This window comes from Agromyces sp. Y782 (assembly GCF_059445405.1).
Map to the genome: position 1 here is coordinate 964,176 of NZ_JCAIUG010000001.1, position 17,048 is coordinate 981,223.

14 protein-coding genes are annotated in these 17,048 nt (G+C 68.6%); 4 read left to right on the plus strand and 10 right to left on the minus strand.

Translation table 11 applies throughout. The annotated features are described in order from the left end of the window. Window positions 1–23: 23 nt before the first annotated feature. Complete coding sequence (locus AC1C2S_RS04475; protein ID WP_495351338.1) at window positions 24–845, minus strand: alpha/beta fold hydrolase; 822 nt, start codon at window positions 843–845, stop codon at window positions 24–26. A 57-nt stretch (window positions 846–902) separates the two neighbouring features. Between AC1C2S_RS04475 and AC1C2S_RS04480 the strand changes: the two genes are divergently transcribed. Further along, window positions 903–1,313, plus strand: a complete 411-nt coding sequence (locus AC1C2S_RS04480; protein ID WP_495351339.1) for a MarR family winged helix-turn-helix transcriptional regulator — start codon at window positions 903–905, stop codon at window positions 1,311–1,313. A gap of 125 nt (window positions 1,314–1,438) precedes the next feature. Here the strand turns inward: AC1C2S_RS04480 and AC1C2S_RS04485 are convergent, their stop codons facing one another. From AC1C2S_RS04485 to AC1C2S_RS04500, 4 genes are all read right to left on the minus strand, one after another. Continuing rightward, on the minus strand, window positions 1,439–2,347 hold the full coding sequence (locus AC1C2S_RS04485; RefSeq protein ID WP_495351340.1) for a ferredoxin family protein: 909 nt from the start codon (window positions 2,345–2,347) through the stop codon (window positions 1,439–1,441). Continuing rightward, on the minus strand, window positions 2,344–3,579 hold the full coding sequence (locus AC1C2S_RS04490) for a cupin domain-containing protein (protein ID WP_495351341.1): 1,236 nt from the start codon (window positions 3,577–3,579) through the stop codon (window positions 2,344–2,346). Before AC1C2S_RS04490 ends, AC1C2S_RS04485 begins: the two co-directional genes overlap by 4 nt. Then, entirely contained in the window at window positions 3,579–3,836 is a 258-nt protein-coding gene (locus AC1C2S_RS04495) for a BatC protein (protein ID WP_495351342.1), read from the minus strand. The genes AC1C2S_RS04490 and AC1C2S_RS04495 overlap by 1 nt, the downstream gene beginning before the upstream one ends. 117 nt (window positions 3,837–3,953) lie before the next feature. Then, complete coding sequence (locus AC1C2S_RS04500; RefSeq protein WP_495351343.1) at window positions 3,954–8,231, minus strand: S8 family serine peptidase; 4,278 nt, start codon at window positions 8,229–8,231, stop codon at window positions 3,954–3,956. Window positions 8,232–8,679: 448 nt separating this feature from the next. Here AC1C2S_RS04500 and AC1C2S_RS04505 point away from each other — a divergent pair, with 448 nt between their 5' ends. Continuing rightward, a complete protein-coding gene (locus AC1C2S_RS04505) occupies window positions 8,680–9,378 on the plus strand; it encodes a helix-turn-helix transcriptional regulator (protein WP_495351344.1) in 699 nt (232 codons plus the stop codon). Window positions 9,379–9,463: 85 nt separating this feature from the next. Next, complete coding sequence (locus AC1C2S_RS04510) at window positions 9,464–9,886, plus strand: VOC family protein (protein WP_495351345.1); 423 nt, start codon at window positions 9,464–9,466, stop codon at window positions 9,884–9,886. 81 nt (window positions 9,887–9,967) lie between these two features. Here AC1C2S_RS04510 and AC1C2S_RS04515 read toward each other — a convergent pair whose 3' ends face one another. Together AC1C2S_RS04515 and AC1C2S_RS04520 are read right to left on the minus strand one after the other, a co-directional pair. Next, on the minus strand, window positions 9,968–10,453 hold the full coding sequence (locus tag AC1C2S_RS04515) for a nucleoside deaminase (RefSeq protein WP_495351346.1): 486 nt from the start codon (window positions 10,451–10,453) through the stop codon (window positions 9,968–9,970). 15 nt (window positions 10,454–10,468) lie between these two features. Beyond that, a complete protein-coding gene (locus AC1C2S_RS04520) occupies window positions 10,469–11,404 on the minus strand; it encodes a LysR family transcriptional regulator (RefSeq protein ID WP_495351347.1) in 936 nt (311 codons plus the stop codon). Window positions 11,405–11,481: 77 nt separating this feature from the next. Here AC1C2S_RS04520 and AC1C2S_RS04525 point away from each other — a divergent pair, with 77 nt between their 5' ends. Beyond that, window positions 11,482–13,218: an L-aspartate oxidase gene (locus AC1C2S_RS04525; protein ID WP_495351348.1), complete on the plus strand. Its 1,737-nt coding sequence runs from the start codon at window positions 11,482–11,484 to the stop codon at window positions 13,216–13,218. Window positions 13,219–13,262: 44 nt separating this feature from the next. Here AC1C2S_RS04525 and AC1C2S_RS04530 read toward each other — a convergent pair whose 3' ends face one another. Genes AC1C2S_RS04530 through AC1C2S_RS04540 form a run of 3 tightly spaced genes read right to left on the minus strand, consistent with a single transcriptional unit; the run spans window position 13,263 to window position 17,028 of the window. After that, window positions 13,263–14,318 carry an ABC transporter permease gene (locus tag AC1C2S_RS04530; RefSeq protein ID WP_495351349.1) on the minus strand — a complete coding sequence of 352 codons (1,056 nt, stop codon included), beginning with the start codon at window positions 14,316–14,318 and terminating at the stop codon, window positions 13,263–13,265. Beyond that, entirely contained in the window at window positions 14,315–15,400 is a 1,086-nt protein-coding gene (locus tag AC1C2S_RS04535; protein ID WP_495351350.1) for an ABC transporter permease, read from the minus strand. The genes AC1C2S_RS04530 and AC1C2S_RS04535 overlap by 4 nt, the downstream gene beginning before the upstream one ends. Beyond that, window positions 15,397–17,028, minus strand: a complete 1,632-nt coding sequence (locus AC1C2S_RS04540) for a sugar ABC transporter ATP-binding protein (protein ID WP_495351351.1) — start codon at window positions 17,026–17,028, stop codon at window positions 15,397–15,399. Before AC1C2S_RS04540 ends, AC1C2S_RS04535 begins: the two co-directional genes overlap by 4 nt. Window positions 17,029–17,048 lie beyond the last annotated feature (20 nt).

The window sequence follows — 17,048 nt, forward strand, 5'->3', positions numbered from 1 at the left end:
GTTCGTCGAGCATGGTGGTGGCACTACAGCGCGTCCTCGAGGCGGCCACCGAGGTCGGCGAAGGAACCGACGAGCTCGCTGAGGCGAGACGGGGTCTCGATCTGCGGGAGGTGGCCGGCGTCGGAGATGATCTCGAGACGCGCGCCCGGGACCAGCTCTGCGTACGCCTCGCCGACCCCGGGGTCGCCGATGCGGTCGGCGGCACCCCACACGACGAGCACGGGGACGTCGATGCGCGGCAGCCGGCTCGCAAGCGTCGGGTCGGTCATGTCACCGCCGTATACCGCGAGGGTCGCCCGATTGCCCGCCATCGCGGCCCGGACCTCGGGCGGGAGCTTCGACGGGTCCACACCGAACCGCTCCGGGTCGTGGTAACTCCGCGCGGCCACCTCGGCGGGCGTCAACGAGAAGAAATCGACGTAGGGGTGGCCGGGAACCAAGAGACCGACGGCGTCGACGAGCACCACTGCCGACACCCGGGGTGACCCGAGCGCGGCGATCTCCGCCGCGATCCACCCTCCGATCGAATTGCCGACCACGGTGACTGCCTCGAGATCGAGCGCGTCGAACATCCGAACGTAGAGCTCGGCCAGGCCACGGGGCGTGCGGAGCGACTCGGGCCGGCGTGTGCCGTTGAATCCCGGATGCACGGGCACGATCACCTCGGCGTTCCGCGTTGCGGCGAATCCAGCTCCCCACGGCAGCACAGTCGCGGGCCCCCCTCCGCCGTGCAGGAGAAGGAGGGGACGCCCAGCGCCGACTCGGCTCACTGTGATGGGGACGCCGCCGACGTCGACGGTGGTGATGCGCTGTTCGGAGGGTGAAGGACTGTTGACACTCGTCATATCAGGAACCTTATACAAGGGCGCGTAGAAATGCAAGGTTCCTGATATGTTCGATACATGACGGCTTCACTCAAGGACATCGGTCTCGCGGTGAAGCGGCTACAGTGGCGGCATCACCGGGAGGGCAATCGACGACTGGCGCCGGTCGGTCTCTCTCTCGTGCAGTGGGACGTGCTGCGCCATCTCTCGTTCGAGCCCGACGCATCGCTGCACCGGCTCGCAGAGCTGACGTTCCAGACCGACCAGGCGATGGGCGAGCTCGCGAAGCGCATGGTCGACCGCGGACTGCTCCGGCGGGAGGCCGGCCCAGGGCGGATCGTGCGGCACCGGCTCACCGACAACGGCGAGCAGGCGCGAACCGCGGGGGCCGGCGTGCTCGACGACGTGCTGGACGAGACGGTCGGCGCGCTCACCGCCTCGGAGCGCACCGAGCTCATGCGTCTGCTCACGAAGGCCGGCGGCGCCTGACCCGCGACACGTGAGCGGATGCCGCGGCGAGCCGCGGTCACAACGTCCCTGCGGAGATGAACGAGAAGATCACGCCGATCGGAATGAGCGCGTGGAGGATCATGTGCTCGAGATCGTTCAGTTGCTCAGCTGCAGGTCGTGATCGAACGAAGCTCGTATTGCCGCACGCGCACGAACCGGGTGGCTGCACACGTCGACAGCAGGGGTTCGGAACGAGTCTCCTCCAGCTCCACGACGACAGCACCGTTCGGGCCTTCAGGGCCTTCAGTGCCTTCGAGCCGCACGCGCCAGCCGGTGTCGGCGGCCTCCTCGGCGATCGGCGCATACGACCCGATGCGCTCGTCGCCGAACGTCTCGCGCGCGAAGTGCTGAGCGGCCTGCACCGGATGCGTCAGCGAGCTGCGCCCCCGATACCGCTCGGGCACGATGTTGCCTTCGTCGAATGCCTCGGCGATGCGCACCGGGTCACCGTCGTCGGCGTACCCGTAGTAGAGCCCGTGCGGAAAGACCACCATGGTTCCTGCGAACCGGTCTCCCCCGAGATGCGAGCACTCCCACGTCTCTTCGGGGCGCGCTTCGGCGAGCGCGGTGACCACCCGGCGGCCGCGCACCGCACAGCACTGGTCGTGCCGGGCGTGCGTGCAGACGCAGTAGACGGGCTGCGACGAGGGGATGCCGGTGGACCCGTCGAGCGGCACCTCGAGCAGGGCCGCGGCATCCGCCACCTCACCCCACACGACACTCTCGTGACCCGGCCGCGAGTCGACGATCGCCCAGCGCTGCGCCGTCGGGGCAGCCCGCCGGCCGGTGCGACGAATCGCGAGCGGTCGCATGCCGTCACCCTCGATGCGTTTCACGAGCGCACGGCCGAGCGCGCGATCGAACGGTTCGTCGAGCAGGGCGTTCTGCCCCCAGCTCGCCGCGACCTCGACGAGGAACCAGCGCAGCCCGCGCGGCCCGGTGCCGACGAGCGGATCGCTCCGCTCTCGAGCGCGATCGCTGCACGGCGCCCAGTGCTCGGCGGCCAGGGTCACGCTGGCGCCACCACGAATCCCTCGCGCACGAGCCTGCGCACGACGACGACCGCACTGTCGGTGTCGAGGCCCGGCAACTGAGCCGCCGTGACGGCGTCGCCTGTGGCGAGCCGGCGCACGGCCTGCTCGGCTTCGGCCGGGAGCGACACCGTCTTCGTGCGCGCCACGATGCGCACCCGGTCGTCGACCGTCGTGATGCGCACGGGAAGCGAGCCGCGCCACCGCACCGGGGTCGACGCGTCGAGCACCGCGAGTGCTTCGAGTGTCGCGAGCGGTGAGACCGGCTCCGCACGGGTCTCGGCGTCGAAGCGCGCACTGAGGATGGCGGCCGGCCGCGAGGCATCCGTCTGCTGCAGTGTCTCGACGAGTGCCTGCACCGTCTGCTCGACGATCGGCGCGAGTGCCGCGGCGTCGCGCACGTCGACGCCGAGCGGCAGCGACGCGCGCAACTCGGCGTTGTCGCCGACCTGACGCAGCAGCGCGTCGACGAGATCGGCTCGCGTGTAGGCCGCCATGCCGATGGTCAGGTGCACGGATGTCGCGCCGAGCGCGGTCGCCGAATGGATCCACCCGCGCGGGAGGTAGAGCGCTTCGCCCGGTCGCAGTACCGCGTCGATCACGGGTTCGTGCGTGGCCTCCCGGGCGACGGCTGCCTGGTGCTGCTGCCACGGCTGGGTGCGCAACGGATCGACGAGCACGGGCGCATGGATGCGCCAGTGCTTCTCGCCCGAGATCTGCAGCACGAAGACATCATGGGTGTCGTAGTGCGGGTCGAAGCCCTGCGACGACGGCGGGGTGACGTAGGCGTTCACTTGCACCGGGTGGCCGATGTCGTCGATGAGCGCGCGCGTGAAGTCGATGATCGGCGGCCAGAGCCGGTGCAGCCCCTGCAGCACGATCGTCGCGCCGCCCGCGAACTCGGCGAGCACTTTGTCGCTCGAGACCTGGTCGGCGATCTCAGCGCCGAAACCACCTGAGGCGGTGTAGTCGGATGCCGCGAGCACCGAGCCTTCGTTCGCCATGCGGATGAACGGGGTGCGCACCCCGCGCCGGGTGACGAGCTCGTCGACGGCTGCCGCCGAGAACAGCTCGTCGAAGCCGCCGTCGAGGTCGTCGGCCGTGGAGAGCAGCGGTTCGCGGCCCCAATAGCGGCCTGCGAACTCGTCAGCCGAGACTCGGATGCAGCGCGAAAGCGCGGGCCGACTGCTCGACCCGCGCTCGGGGCGCGTCACTACGCCGAACCGTCGGCGCCGCCATCGTGGCCACCGGGATTGGCGCCGCCATCGGCTGTGCCCTCCCCCGCAGCCGCGGATCCGTCAGCGCCACCATCGTGGCCACCTGGGTTCGCGCCGCCATCGGCAGTGCCCTCGCCCTCGGCGGCGGATCCGTCGGCGCCACCATCGTGGCCCTTGGGGTTGGCACCCCCGTCGGCAGTGCCCTCGCCCTCAGCGCCCGGCTCGAGGGTGATGTCGTCATCGTTGATCGTCATGAGATGTCCTCTCGTTGCGTGCTCGCTCAGCGTAGCGAGAGCACCCCGTCGCCGAAATAGGTTGACTGGATACGTCTCGCGGTGACGTGGCGCTCCGGGCCCGAACGTTCGAACCGATCACCGACCCGAGACCGTGAACTTCTGCGTTCGGGTCTCGGAGGTGTTGCCCGCCCGGTCCGTCGCCGTCACCGCGATGGTGTGCTTGCCCACAGCGAACGCCACACCCGGGGTGCACGACCAGGAGCCGGCGAGACCTGCGGTCGCGGTGCACACCGCCTCATCGCCCTCGGTCACCGAGATCGTCGCACGCGACTCCGCCGAGCCCTTGATCACCGGAAGGTCGGTGCGCACCGTGCCCGTCGGCGACGCGATCCGCGGCGACGCCGGGGCCTTCGTATCGAGCAGGAGCGCGCGGCGCACCACGTCCGAGGTGTTCCCGACCGCGTCGACGGCACTCACCGCGACGAGGTGCAGGCCGTTGCGAACGGGCAGCTCGCACGCCCACGCGCCATCCGCCCCGACCGTGGCCTCGCACGTCTCGCGCCCGGCCTTCGCCGTCACGATCGCGCCCGGCTCGCCGGTGCCTGCAACGGTGGTCGACCTCGTCGGCACCGGGTGCCCCGTGCCGGGCGTCGTGACCGTGACCGCCGGCGCGACGGTGTCGACCGCGTAGGCATCGATCACGGTCTCCGAGAACTTCGCGCCGGCAGCGTCCCACGCCTCGGAGCGCAACGAGATCGACGTCGCACCCTTCGGCGCCGTGATCGTCGCCGAGTACTCCCCGGCATGCGAGCCCTTGGTGACGCGCACTGGAGTCCAAGCGACTCCGCCATCGGCTGACGACCACAGTTTCAGGCCTGCGACCTTACCGCCGCCCTCAGAGCCGTCCTGATGCGAGACTTCGAGCTTCAGCTTGGTCTTGCCGCCCGCGGTATTGAGGTCGTTCAGCCCGGTCACGCCGTAGTCCAGCTGCAGGAGCGGCAGGATGCTCGCCTCATCCGTCGTGGAGGACCGGAAGCTCCACTCCGTGGATACGTCGGTGGACATCGGCCACCAGTCGACGTCTCGATGGGTGTCGAGCCGGATGCGGTAGTCGTGATCCTCGGCGGGAACGGTCGGGGCGGCGTCGCTGTATTCGCTGTCGACAAGCTGCTGGTCCTCCATCCACAGCTGGAATCTCCCCGTCGACTCCTGGTCGGGCCCGTACTGCTGGCCGTGCCCATCACCGTCCACGCGGTACGGCAGGTCGACGGCGAGGGAGTCCCCGTCGCGCGAGACCGAGGCGGCCTGCGGCGACAACGGCGCCGGCCAGAATCCGCCGTGGTGCACCTGCTCGACGAAGGTCTCGCTCGCGCGCTGACCCGGTCGATAGGTGGCCTCCGCGCTCACGAAGTCGGACGGGTACGCGTTGGCGAGTTGTGCGGGCTTGACCGTGCGCGAGAAGGTGATGCCGTCGTCGGTGGAGTAGTACACGGTGCGGCCGGTCAGCGGACCCGTGAAGAGGAAGCCGAATCCGGTGAAGCTGCCGCCGCCCTGTGACACGACGTACTCGACCATCGGCATGCCCGGCGTGAACGCCTTCACGTCGACGTCGACTTCGGCCGTGTTGCGGTCGTCGGCGACGTACGACAGGTCAGACGGGATACCGCCTTCCTCGAGGTACGCGAGGGCGTATTGATAGGAGGGGGTTTCGATGCCGGTGCCCTTGAGGCGGGCCCCGCCGGCCCGCGCGAGCTCGACGAGCTGCAGCCCGATGTCGCGCGCGAGGGTGAGCGTCGGCAACGCCTTCTCCTCCATGAACATGACCACACGGCTGTCGACGTTCTCGAAGAACGGGCCCGGCCCGTCGCCGTAGACGACGGCGGCCACTGCACCCGCGTCGAATGCTGCCTGGGCCTGATCGTTGAGCGTGGGATCGCGGCGATCCTCGATCAGCACCACGGCGCCCGCGGCGCCTGCGGCCGCCAGTTCTTCGGGCGTACCGCTCCCGCCATCGACGAGCGGTGCCGAGAGTGCACCCACGTACTTCGGCGAGCGCACGCCATAGCTCAGCTCTCTCGACACGTCCAGCTTCGATCGCCCGGCAATGGCCACGACGTCGAGCAACGGCTGGTGCTGCATGAACCGGCTGTTCACGCTCACTTCGCCGACCAGGGGTTCCGTCGTGGGCAGCACCGAGAGGTCGAGGTCCAAGCCGCCGACCGGCCCGCCGATCGCGGTGGTCGCCGAGATCGAGGCCGGGTATTCACGATCCGGCAGCATGCGGGAGATCGAACCGTCCAGCGCGTACTGCTTCGACTTCTTCTCGGTCTCGACTTCGACCGGCGTCGCTGTGCCGGCGTCGAGCACGAGGGTCATGTCCTCCTGGAGGTCGACGTCGCGAGTGAAGTTCGTGATGCCGTCGAAGAACTGAGCCTCGGGCGAGTCGGCACTGAAGAGCTGCCCGAGCAGCGCGTACCGTCCTGCGGGCAGGCGTACTTCCGCAGAACCGTCCTTGAAGTCGAACCACCGGTAGAACCTGGCGTCGTCGATGCCGTAGATCGTCGCCGCGCTCGGGTTGGCAGCTGGGGCTCCGCTTCGCTGGATCCCCTCGAGCCGGAGCGTGTGCATGTCGGGCTCGGACCCGAACGCCAGTACCGAACGCACCGGCGGGGACCCTGCGCCGGTAGCCAGTAGCTCGCCTTGGTAGACATCGGGGTCGTCCGCTTTGGGATCGACGGTCACATCGACCGATGCGGCGCCGTGCGCGGGGACCGTCACCGAGTCCGCCGAGAGCGTGAGCAGATCCTCAGGCACGTCACTGCGGTCGGACGGCACGACCGTCGTCTGGAACTGGAGCTCGACGTCCGCGTCGGACGTGTTGGTGTAGGTGACGGTCTTCGTGCGAGGCGTCTGGTCTGCCCTGGGGGAGACGAACTGGCCGAACGACAGCGAAGCCGGCGTGGCGTACACGGTCTGCCCGAGCGCCCCCGGGATCCAGACGCGCCCCGCCCCCTGCGCGAACACGTGATTCCCGGTCTGCTCGGCCGAGCCCATCAGTACCGCCTTGAGCGATTGCGCGTCGAGGTCGGGCCGCGCGGCCGCGAGGATCGCCGCGGCACCCGCGACTGCCGGAGCCGCCATCGAGGTGCCGGATTCCGACATGTAGTACTCGTCGACCGGCGACCCGATCACCGCGCCGGCAGCCCGCGCAGCCACGATCCCATCACCGGGCGCGACGATATCGGGCTTGATGGCCCAGTCGCCGAACCGGGGTCCCATCGACGAGAACCATGCGAGTCCGTCCGAGTCGTCGACCGCGCCGACGGTCAGCGCCAGATCCGCCGTGCCAGGCGTGGTCACCGTGGTGGCTGTGCCGTAGTTGCCGTCGTTGCCGGCCGCGACCACGACGAGCGTGTCGTAGCGCTCGGAGATGGAGTTCACGGCCATTGCACCCGGATCGGTTCCGTCGGTGTACTGCCCCCGCTCGCCGAGGCTCAGGTTGATGACGTCGGCACCGTTCACGGCCGCCCATTCCATCGCGTCGATGACCCACGACGTTTCGCCCATGCCCTCGTCGTTGAGCACGCGTCCGTTGAGAATGCGGGCTCCGGGCGCGATGCCCCGGTTCTCGCCGTCGGATGCCTCGCCGGTGCCCGCGATGATCGAGGACACGTGGGTGCCGTGCCCCAGTACGTCGACCGCGCTGCCGCTGCCGGTGAAGTCCTGCTCGAGCGTGACGACACCGTCATCGAGGTCGGGGTGGGTCGTGTCGATCCCCGAGTCCAGCACCGCGACGGTCGCGCCAGTGCCGTCGTACCCACTCTCCCAAGCCGCGGGCGCACCGATCTGGGGGTTCGAGTCCGCGTCGAGAACCCGCACGGGCGCGTCGAGCCAGACCTTGCTGACGGTGTTGTCGGCCGACTCGACGGCCTCGACGAGCTCTGGAGCCCCCTCAGGCGCCACCTCGCCCGCAATGGAGGAGATCGACTCGAGGGTCTGCTCGGGTTCGACGCCGAGCGCGCTCAGGTCGTTCCTGGCCGGGGCATCCGGCGCGCCCTCGGTCTGCACGATGACCGGTACGCCGCCGCCGGTCTCGTCGTCAGCCAGGTCTTGCAGCGCGAGTACGTCGAACAGGCCCAGGTCCAGCTGATCGGGCACGAGCGCCGCCACATCAGTCGGGATCACGTAGAAGTGCCCGTCGGCGCCGAAGCTCGAGTAGCCGATCGGCCGGCCATCGTCGCGCGGGGCCGCCTCGAATGCCACGGTGGGTTCGCCGTCCGCGCCCTCGAGCAGCTGCACACGGTCACCCGTGATCAGGGTGACCGATTCTCCCGACTGCTCCGTGGTCGCTGGCGCCACATCGGGCTCGGCCGCGGCGGCGAGCGCAGGGAGGCCGCCGGCGAGAACCGCCACGCACACTCCGCCGACAAACGCACTGCCCAGTACTCTGCCTATCATCACGCCGGTTCCCACCTTCGTTCCACGACGCACGACGTGGGGCGGAGTCCCGGTGCTCCAGGAGGAGAAGCAGAGGATCGGGGAACGCCGCGCAACAACGTCGGCATCCCTGCCAACTCGATTGGAACGATGCAACCACGTACACAATCGTCTCGGCAAGGGGTTTCCGAGTATCGAAACTTGCGTGGGAGCGCTCCCTGGCGCCGAATTCATGAAGTCCGCTGGGCTGATCAGGGATTCTCCGGCTTACGACCCATGAGCGAACGGCTCCGCGCTGCAAGAACGTAACAAGATCTTCACGGGCGTCCGCCGGCCCCGCCCGGCTCGCGCCCGCCTCCCCATAGGCCGTGGGCCCCATCTCGCAACGATCGAATGCTCAGCGGGTGCGACCTAGAGTCGTTCCATGAACCGAACGGACCGCTTGTACGCCCTCGTGGAGGAGTTGCGTGTCGTCGCCCCTCGCCCGCGCAGCGGTCGGTGGCTGGCGGACCGGTTCGAGGTGAGTGTGCGGACCGTCGAGCGGGACATCAGCGCACTGCAACAGGCGGGCACACCGATCTGGGCGGAGCCCGGCCGAACCGGGGGATATTGCCTCGACCCGCTGAGAACGCTCCCACCGGTCAACTTCACCCCGCCGGAAGCCGTCGCGATGGCGGTCGCGCTGGAAGGCATGGCAGGCAGCCCGTTCCAGCAGGCCGCGCAGACGGCGGTGCGGAAGTTGGTCGCTGCAATGCGCGGCAGCGACGCGGATGCCGCGAGAGACCTGGCAGCACGCGTGCGTTTACTCGGACCACCAGCGGCGCTTCCGCCGGTGCCCTCCGTGATCGCGGATGCGCTGACCTCAGGGCGCGTACTCCGCATCACCTACGAAGACCGGGACGGAGGGATGACGTCGCGCGAGCTCGAGCCCCTCGGCTACATCGGAACGCCGACGAACTGGTATCTCGTCGGGTGGTGCCGCCTTCGCGGCGCAGTCCGCGCCTTTCGGACCGACCGAATCGTGTCGAGCGTCGTGACGGCGGAAACTCCAGCGCCCAGGGCGCTTCGGCCGGAGGATCTCAATACCCCGTACGGCGATGCCCGGCAATTGACGACGATGTGAGCCTCCCGATTTCGCGGTCGAAACACCGACAGGGGGTTGTCGTCGCCGTCCGCCAGCATTGGAGATGGCCGGGATCGCCTCGGCAATGAACGGAACACCAATGAACCTCGTCTCGACCCGCATCATCACCGACAACGTCGCCGCACTCGCCGGCTTCTACGAGCACGTCACGGGCGGCGCGGCCGTGCACCTGAACGAACACTTCGCCGAGGTGCGCACTCCATGCGGAACACTCGCGATCGGGAGTACCGCCACCGTCGATCTCTTCGGGCCTGGTTCAGCGCGGCCGGCAGACAACCACACCGCGATCATCGAGTTCCTGGTGGCCGATGTCGACCTGGAATACGAGAAGCTGCAAGGCTGGATCACCACGTTCGTGAACGAACCGACGACGATGCCGTGGGGCAACCGGTCGCTGCTTCTCCGCGACCCCGATGGCAATCTCGTCAACCTCTTCACTCCGGTCAACGCCGCGGCGATCGAGAGGTTCTCGTCGTACGCCCGATGACCGCATGACTGAGCGCTGCAGGGTGAAGACCGGACGCAAAAGCGCCGTCCTCCGACGGCGAGGCCGTCGCGTGCGCCTCGTTCAGTGCGGCTGAGCAGCACGCACGATGAGCGCGTGCACCTCGGGCACGAGCTCATCGACGGGTCCGTCCACCACCAAGGCCGGGGCGACTGTCGTGATCGGCAGCACTGCGACCGCCGACGGCCCTCTGCCTGCGGCCCGGCGCCACCCGGCGATCTGCTCCGCCGACGCGACGTAGGCGATACGGCCGAGGCCCGCCCACGCATGCGCCGCCGAGCACATCGCGCAATGCTCCCCCGAGGTGTAGACGGTCGCCGCCGCTCGCTCTTCGGGGGTCAGGTTCGCAACGGCCCAGCGCACGATCTCGAACTCCGGATGCCGCGTCGGGTCGCCGGTGCTGTCTTCACGGTTGCGATCCGCGAACCGTTCGACGCCGGCGGAATCGACGAGCACCGATCCGAACGGGCCGTCGCCCGAGTCGACTGCTTCACGCGCGAGCTCGACCGCGCGGCGCAAGTGGATGAGGTCAGCTTCCGAGATCGACATTCCTCAAGTCTGGCTTCACGAGCTCGGGTTCGCGAGTCGCATGGTCGCCCCCGCGCGAGCCGCGAACGCCGTGGCACTCGCGGTGATCGTGCGCCGCATGACCTCGACCGCCGTGGTCGGCGCGACGTCGCCGGGGCGGGCGACGCTGATCGTGCGCTCGAGCGGCGGCCCGCCGAGCCGCACCGAGCGCAGTCCGGGGCGATCGATGAGCACCATCGCCGGCACGATCGCGACCCCGAGCCCGCGCTCGACGAACCGCAGCACGGCATCCATCTCGGCTCCCTCGAGCACCACGTCGGGTGTGAGATCAGCGGCGGCGAAGGCGGCATCCGTCGCGCTGCGCAGGTCGTAGCTCGAGCTGAAGACGATCTGCGGCAGCGCTGCGACATCCGCAAGTTCGATGGTGTCGCGGGACGTGACGGGCGGTGCGCCGGCCGACGAGACGAGCACGAGTTCTTCCACGAGCAGAGGCGACACCGTGAACCGCTCGGCCGACGAGGCATCCGTCGTCGTGATCAATGCCAGGTCGAGCTCGCCGCCGGCGAGTTCGTCGAGGAGGCGACGCGACCCCTGTTCCGAGAGGTGCAGTTCGATGGCCGGATGCTCCGCGTGGAACGCGCTGAGCACCTCGGCGACGAGGCTGATGCACAGGGTCGGCGTTGCTCCGAGGCGCACCCGGCCGCGCTCGAGTCCGGCGAGTTCGGCGAGTTCGCGCCTGACCGATTCGGCGTCGGCGAGCATGCGGCGTGCGAGCGGCAGCAGCGACTCCCCCGCAGCCGTCAGCGTGCTGCCCCCGCGGGCGCGATGGAACAGCTCGGCGCCGAGATCGTGCTCGAGCGCGGCGATCTGCCGGCTCAGTGAGGGCTGGGCGAGGTAGAGCTCTTCAGCGGCGCGAGTGAAGTTGCCGAACCGGGCCACCTCGACGAAGCTGCGCAATTGCTCGAGGTTCATGTCGATAGCGTACGCGCATCGTTGCCACGTTATATATGCATTGGAGTAATCGAGCGGCCGAACCTAGCGTTGAACGCATGACCGCTCCAGAACGTCAGATCTCCACCACCGTGCTCGTGATCGGCACCGGAGGATCAGGCCTGCGCGCCGCCATCGAGCTCGCCGAGGCCGGCGTCGACGTGCTGGCTCTCGGCAAGCGCCCGAAGTCCGACGCCCACACCTCGCTCGCGGCCGGCGGCATCAACGCCGCCCTCTCGACCATGGACCCCGACGACAGCTGGCAGCAGCACGCCGCCGACACGCTGAAGGAGAGCTACCTGCTCGCCAACCCGCACACGGTCGAGATCGTCACCTCGGGCGCGGCCCGCGGCATCGAAGACCTCGAGCGCTACGGCATGCCCTTCGCCCGCGAAGACGACGGCCGCATCTCGCAGCGCTTCTTCGGCGCTCACACCTACCGCCGCACGGCGTTCGCGGGCGACTACACGGGGCTCGAGATCCAGCGCACGCTGATCAACCGGGCCGCGCAGCTGAACGTGCCGATCCTCGACACGGTCTACATCACGCGCATCCTCGTGGGCGACGACGGCGCGGTCTTCGGCGCCTACGGCTTCGACCTCGAAGACGGCACGCGCTACCTCATCCACGCCGACGCGGTCATCCTCGCCGCCGGCGGTCACAACCGCATCTGGCGGCGCACCTCGTCGCGGCGCGACGAGAACACGGGCGACTCGTGGCGGCTCGCCGTCGAAGCGGGCGGGCGGCTCCGCGACCCCGAGCTCGTGCAGTTCCACCCCTCGGGCATCATCGAGCCCGAGAACGCGGCCGGCACCCTCATCAGCGAAGCGGCGCGCGGCGAAGGCGGCATCCTCACCAACGGCCTCGGCGAGCGCTTCATGCACAAGTACGACCCCGAGCGTCTCGAGCTCTCCACGCGCGACCGCGTCGCCCTCGCCTGCTACACCGAGATCAAAGAAGGGCGCGGCACTCCGAACGGCGGTGTCTGGCTGGATGTCTCGCACTTGCCCCGCGAGACGATCATGACGCGCCTGCCCCGCGTCTACCAGACCATGCTCGAGCTGCAGATGCTCGACATCACGAAGGAGCCGATCGAGATCGCGCCCACCGCGCACTACTCGATGGGCGGCGTCTGGGTGCGACCCGACGACCACGGCACGGATGTCCCGGGCCTCTACGCCATCGGCGAGGCATCCAGTGGTCTTCATGGAGCCAACCGGCTGGGCGGCAACTCGCTCATCGAGCTGCTCGTCTTCGGACGCATCGTCGGGCAGGCCGCAGCCGCGTACTCGGCCTCGCTCGCGGCGCAGCAGCGCTCGGCGGCCGCAGTGCAGACCGCGCGCGACGAGATCGCAGGGCTGCTCGCATCGGACGGCTCGGAGAACTTGCGCGCCCTGCAGCGCGCCATCCGCGACACCATGACCGAGCACGCCGGAGTCGTGCGCGACGAGGGAGGCCTGCTCGCCGGGCTCGCAGAGCTCGACGCGATCGAGGCCCGCATGGGCGATGTCGGCGTGCACCCCGACATCGCCGGCTACCAGGATCTGGCGCACGCGTTCGACCTCAAGTCGGCGGCCCTCGCCGCCCGTGCGACGCTGGCGGCAGCGCTCGAGCGACGCGAGACCCGCGGATGCCACAACCGCAGCGACTACCCCGAGACGGATGCCTCGCTGCAGGTGAACCTCGTGTGGTCGCCGTCGACCGGGGTGACACGTGAAGAGATCCCGCCCATCTCAGAGGAGATCGCAGCCCTCATGCGCGAGGAGGTCTCGGTGGCGGGCAAGCTCGCTGAGTAGCCGCGGCCGAACGACCGCGACGACGAAGGGCCGGAGCGAGACCGCTAGGTATGGCGCTTCGACGTCACCGCGCGCTGCAGCAGGACGAAGACCAGCAGGATGCCGCCGGTGATGATCGTCGTCATCTCTGGCGGGATGCCGCCGTCACGCGTGATCAGCACGTTCATCAGTCCGAGCACCAGAGCGCCGACCACCGACCCGAGCACGTAGCCGTACCCGCCCGTGAGCAGCGTGCCGCCGATGACGGTCGCCGCGATGGCGTCGAGCTCCCAGCCGATGCCCGTGATGTTCTGCGCGATGCCGAGGCGCGAGGTGTAGACCACGGCCGCGATGCCCGAGAGCGTGCCGCTGATGACGTACACGAGCACTTTGGTGCGCGGCACCGCGAGACCCATGAGTGCCGACGAGCTCTCGGAACCGCCGATGGCGTAGACCGTGCGGCCCGTGCGGGTGCGGTGCAGCACGAAGAACGCGATGAGCACGACCAGCAGCGCGATGATCACGCCGGGCGTGATGACGACGTCGTTGACCTTCTCGCCATCGATCACCTTGAACTGCTCACCGAGCCAGAGAATCGGCGAGTCATCGGCGAGGCGTTCGGGCTGCGTGCTGAGCAGCGAGGCGAGACCCCGCCCGAGGAACATCATGGCCAGTGTCGCGATGAACGGCTGCACGTTGAAGTACTGGATCAGGATGCCGCTGGCGAGGCCGATCACCGTGCCGATGAGGATCATCAGGACGATCACGAGCCACGGGTTCCATCCGGCGTTCGCGAGCATCACGCCGGCCACGCTCGAGAGCGCGATGACCGAGCCGACCGACAGGTCGATGCCACCGGTGAGGATGACGAACGTCATCGCCACCGCGAGGATGATCAGGTGCGCGTTGTTGATGAACAGGTTCGACAGCGTGTTGTACTGCACGATGCGGCCGTAGGCCACCTCGCCGTAGATCACCATGCCGATGAAGATGACGATGGCGGCGACGGTCGGCAGCACCGACGGGTTGGATGCGACGACCCGCCTCACCCGGGCCACGAGCTTCGCGACTCCGGACTCCTGGGCGGGAGCGTCGACCTGGGGGGTCTGCACGATGGTCATGCTGAAACCTCCTGCTTCGGCTGGGCGGGGAGCGACTCGGCGCGCGGCTGCGGGGGCTTGCGCCGTTGGACGAACCAACTGCGCACCCGATCGGACTGCAGCAGGCAGAGCACGACGATCACGATCGCCTTGAAGGCCGGGGTGGCTGAAGACGAGATGCCGAGGAACACGATGGTCTTGTCGAGGGTCGCGATGAGCAGGCCTCCGACGACCGCACCGCCGATCGAGAATTTGCCGCCCGAAAGCGAGGTGCCGCCGATGACGACCGCGAGGATCGCGTCGAGCTCCATCTGATAGCCCGTGCGCGAGACATCGACCGTCATCACGGTGCCGACCGACATGATGCCGGCGATGCCGGCGAGCACGGCGCTCAGGATGTAGACGGTCAGCAGCAGGCCGCTCGGCTTGATGCCCGCCATGCGGCTCGCCTTCGGGTTGATGCCGATCGCCTCGATCATGAGACCGAGGGCGCTGCGGCGCACGACGAGGCCGACGATGATCACGATCACGATCGCGAAGAGGAACACCACGGGGAGGCCGATGACGAAGCCGTTCGCGATCCACCGGAACGGATCGTTCGTAGCGGAGGTGTTCTGCCCCTCGGTGATCACCTTCGCGATGCCGCGGCCTGCGAGCATCATGATCAGGGTGCTGATGAATGGTTGCAGGCCGATGTAGGCGACCAGTACGCCATTGATCGCGCCGAGGATCGCGCTCACCAGGAGCGCGAGTCCGATGGCGCCGAGTGCGACGCCGAGGGAGCCCGACGCTCCGGCGTCTTTCATGAACACCATCGCGACGGCGCCCGACACCGCCATCACCGAGCCGACCGAGAGGTCGATTCCACCGGTGGCGATGACGAGCGACATGCCGACGGCGATCATCAGGATCGGAGCCGAAGCTCTCAGGATGTCGACGAGGTTGCCGACGAGGTTGCCGTTGACCGGGTTGACCGACAACGCGAGGTAGTTCGGGTCTTTGATGAAGTTCAGGGCGAGGAGCGCGAAGATCGCGATCACTCCCCAGAAGAACGGCTTGCGGATGAGCTCGCGTAGCCAAGTCGTCCGAGCAGCGGTGCTCATGATTCCTCCTCCGCCGGAGCGGGTGTATGCACGGTCACGTACAGGGCGTCGAGCGGCTCTACATCGGCCTCGGCATCGATGATGTCACTCCCCGCCGCCGCCGCGACACCATGCGCCGCGATCACGTCGACGATCTGTTGCGCCGTGACGCCCGGGCCATTGACGATCTCGCCGATCTTCTGGTGGTCCTTCAGGACGATGATGCGCTCGCTGAGACGCACGACCTCCGCCAGCTCGGAGGAGATGAACACGACGGACACGCCGTCTTCCGCGAGTTGCGCGACGGCCTCCTGGATCTCGGCCTTCGCCCCGACGTCGATGCCACGCGTCGGCTCGTCGAGGATCAGAAGTTCGGGCTTCGTCGCGAGCCAGCGGCCGAGCAGCACCTTCTGCTGGTTGCCGCCGGAGAGGTTCTTGACCAGCCGATTGGGGTCGGCCGGCCGCACGTTCAGCGCGGTGATGTACTTCTCGACGAGCTCGTCCTGCTCCTTGCGCGGGATCGGCCGTGCCCAGCCCCGCTCTGCCTGGATCGCGAGGATCATGTTCTCGCGAACGGTGAGATCGGCGACGATGCCCTCGTCGCGACGGTTCTCGGTCGAGAAGGCGATGCGCTTGCCGAGCCCGTCGGCGGGGCTCTTGAGGTCGACCCGCTCGCCGTGCAGCGTCACCTCGCCCTCGCCTGCGCGATCCGCGCCGTAGAGGAGGCGAGCGAGTTCGGTTCGACCTGAGCCGAGGAGACCGGCGAAGCCGACGACCTCACCGGGGTGGATGTCGAGGTCGGTGGGCTCGATCGAGCCGGGACGCCCCAGTCCCTTCGCCGAAAGCAGCGGCGCCTCGGCGGCGTAGTCGCGCTCCTCGACGCGGCGATTGCCACCGAGCGACGAGAGCGCGCGGAGGTCCTTGCCGATCATCTTCGAGATCAGGGCGTGACGGTCGAGGTCGCGGGTGAGGTACTCGCCTTCGTAGCGACCGTTCCGCAGGATCGTCACCCGGTCGCTGATGGCGTAGATCTGGTCGAGGAAGTGCGAGACGAACAGGATCGCGACGCCCTGGTCGCGGAGCGTCCGCATCACTCCGAAGAGCCCCTCGACCTCGGCCGCGTCGAGGCTCGACGTCGGTTCGTCGAGGATGAGCACCTTCGCCTTGATGGCCATCGCACGGCTGATCGCGACGAGCTGCTGCATCGCGATCGACAGCGCCGACAGCGGCTTGTGGGTGTCGAGATACTCCAGCCCGAGCTTGGCGAGCGCTTCCGTCGCGGCGGCGTGCGTTGCACGCCAGTTGACGCCGAGCGCCCCGCGGATCTCGTGGCCGAGCATGACGTTCTCACCGATCGAGAGGTTCGTGACCAGGTTGACCTCCTGGTACACGGTCGAGATGCCGGCGCTCTGCGCATCGCGGGTCCCGTGGAACTGCCGTTCCTGGCCCGCGACGATGATCGACCCGCCATCGATCTTGTAGACCCCGGTGAGGGCCTTGATCAGCGTCGACTTCCCGGCGCCGTTCTCGCCCATCAGCGCGTGGACCTCGCCCTGGAGGAGGCGGAAATCCACGCCGTCCAGCGCTTTGACGCCTGGGAACTCGATGGAGATGTCGCGCATCTCCACGATGGGCAGTGCTTCACTCATGGCATTCGCATCCTGTGCTT

What these genes read in the sequence shown, in the direction of transcription:
- AC1C2S_RS04495 (WP_495351342.1), bottom strand. Translation starts at nt 3,836, where the DNA reads ATGACGATCAACGATGACGACATCACCCTCGAGCCGGGCGCTGAGGGC.
- AC1C2S_RS04505 (WP_495351344.1), top strand. Translation starts at nt 8,680, where the DNA reads ATGAACCGAACGGACCGCTTGTACGCCCTCGTGGAGGAGTTGCGTGTC.
- AC1C2S_RS04480 (WP_495351339.1), top strand. Translation starts at nt 903, where the DNA reads ATGACGGCTTCACTCAAGGACATCGGTCTCGCGGTGAAGCGGCTACAG.
- AC1C2S_RS04515 (WP_495351346.1), bottom strand. Translation starts at nt 10,453, where the DNA reads ATGTCGATCTCGGAAGCTGACCTCATCCACTTGCGCCGCGCGGTCGAG.
- AC1C2S_RS04535 (WP_495351350.1), bottom strand. Translation starts at nt 15,400, where the DNA reads ATGAGCACCGCTGCTCGGACGACTTGGCTACGCGAGCTCATCCGCAAG.
- AC1C2S_RS04520 (WP_495351347.1), bottom strand. Translation starts at nt 11,404, where the DNA reads ATGAACCTCGAGCAATTGCGCAGCTTCGTCGAGGTGGCCCGGTTCGGC.
- AC1C2S_RS04530 (WP_495351349.1), bottom strand. Translation starts at nt 14,318, where the DNA reads ATGACCATCGTGCAGACCCCCCAGGTCGACGCTCCCGCCCAGGAGTCC.
- AC1C2S_RS04540 (WP_495351351.1), bottom strand. Translation starts at nt 17,028, where the DNA reads ATGAGTGAAGCACTGCCCATCGTGGAGATGCGCGACATCTCCATCGAG.
- AC1C2S_RS04475 (WP_495351338.1), bottom strand. Translation starts at nt 845, where the DNA reads ATGACGAGTGTCAACAGTCCTTCACCCTCCGAACAGCGCATCACCACC.
- AC1C2S_RS04510 (WP_495351345.1), top strand. Translation starts at nt 9,464, where the DNA reads ATGAACGGAACACCAATGAACCTCGTCTCGACCCGCATCATCACCGAC.
- AC1C2S_RS04525 (WP_495351348.1), top strand. Translation starts at nt 11,482, where the DNA reads ATGACCGCTCCAGAACGTCAGATCTCCACCACCGTGCTCGTGATCGGC.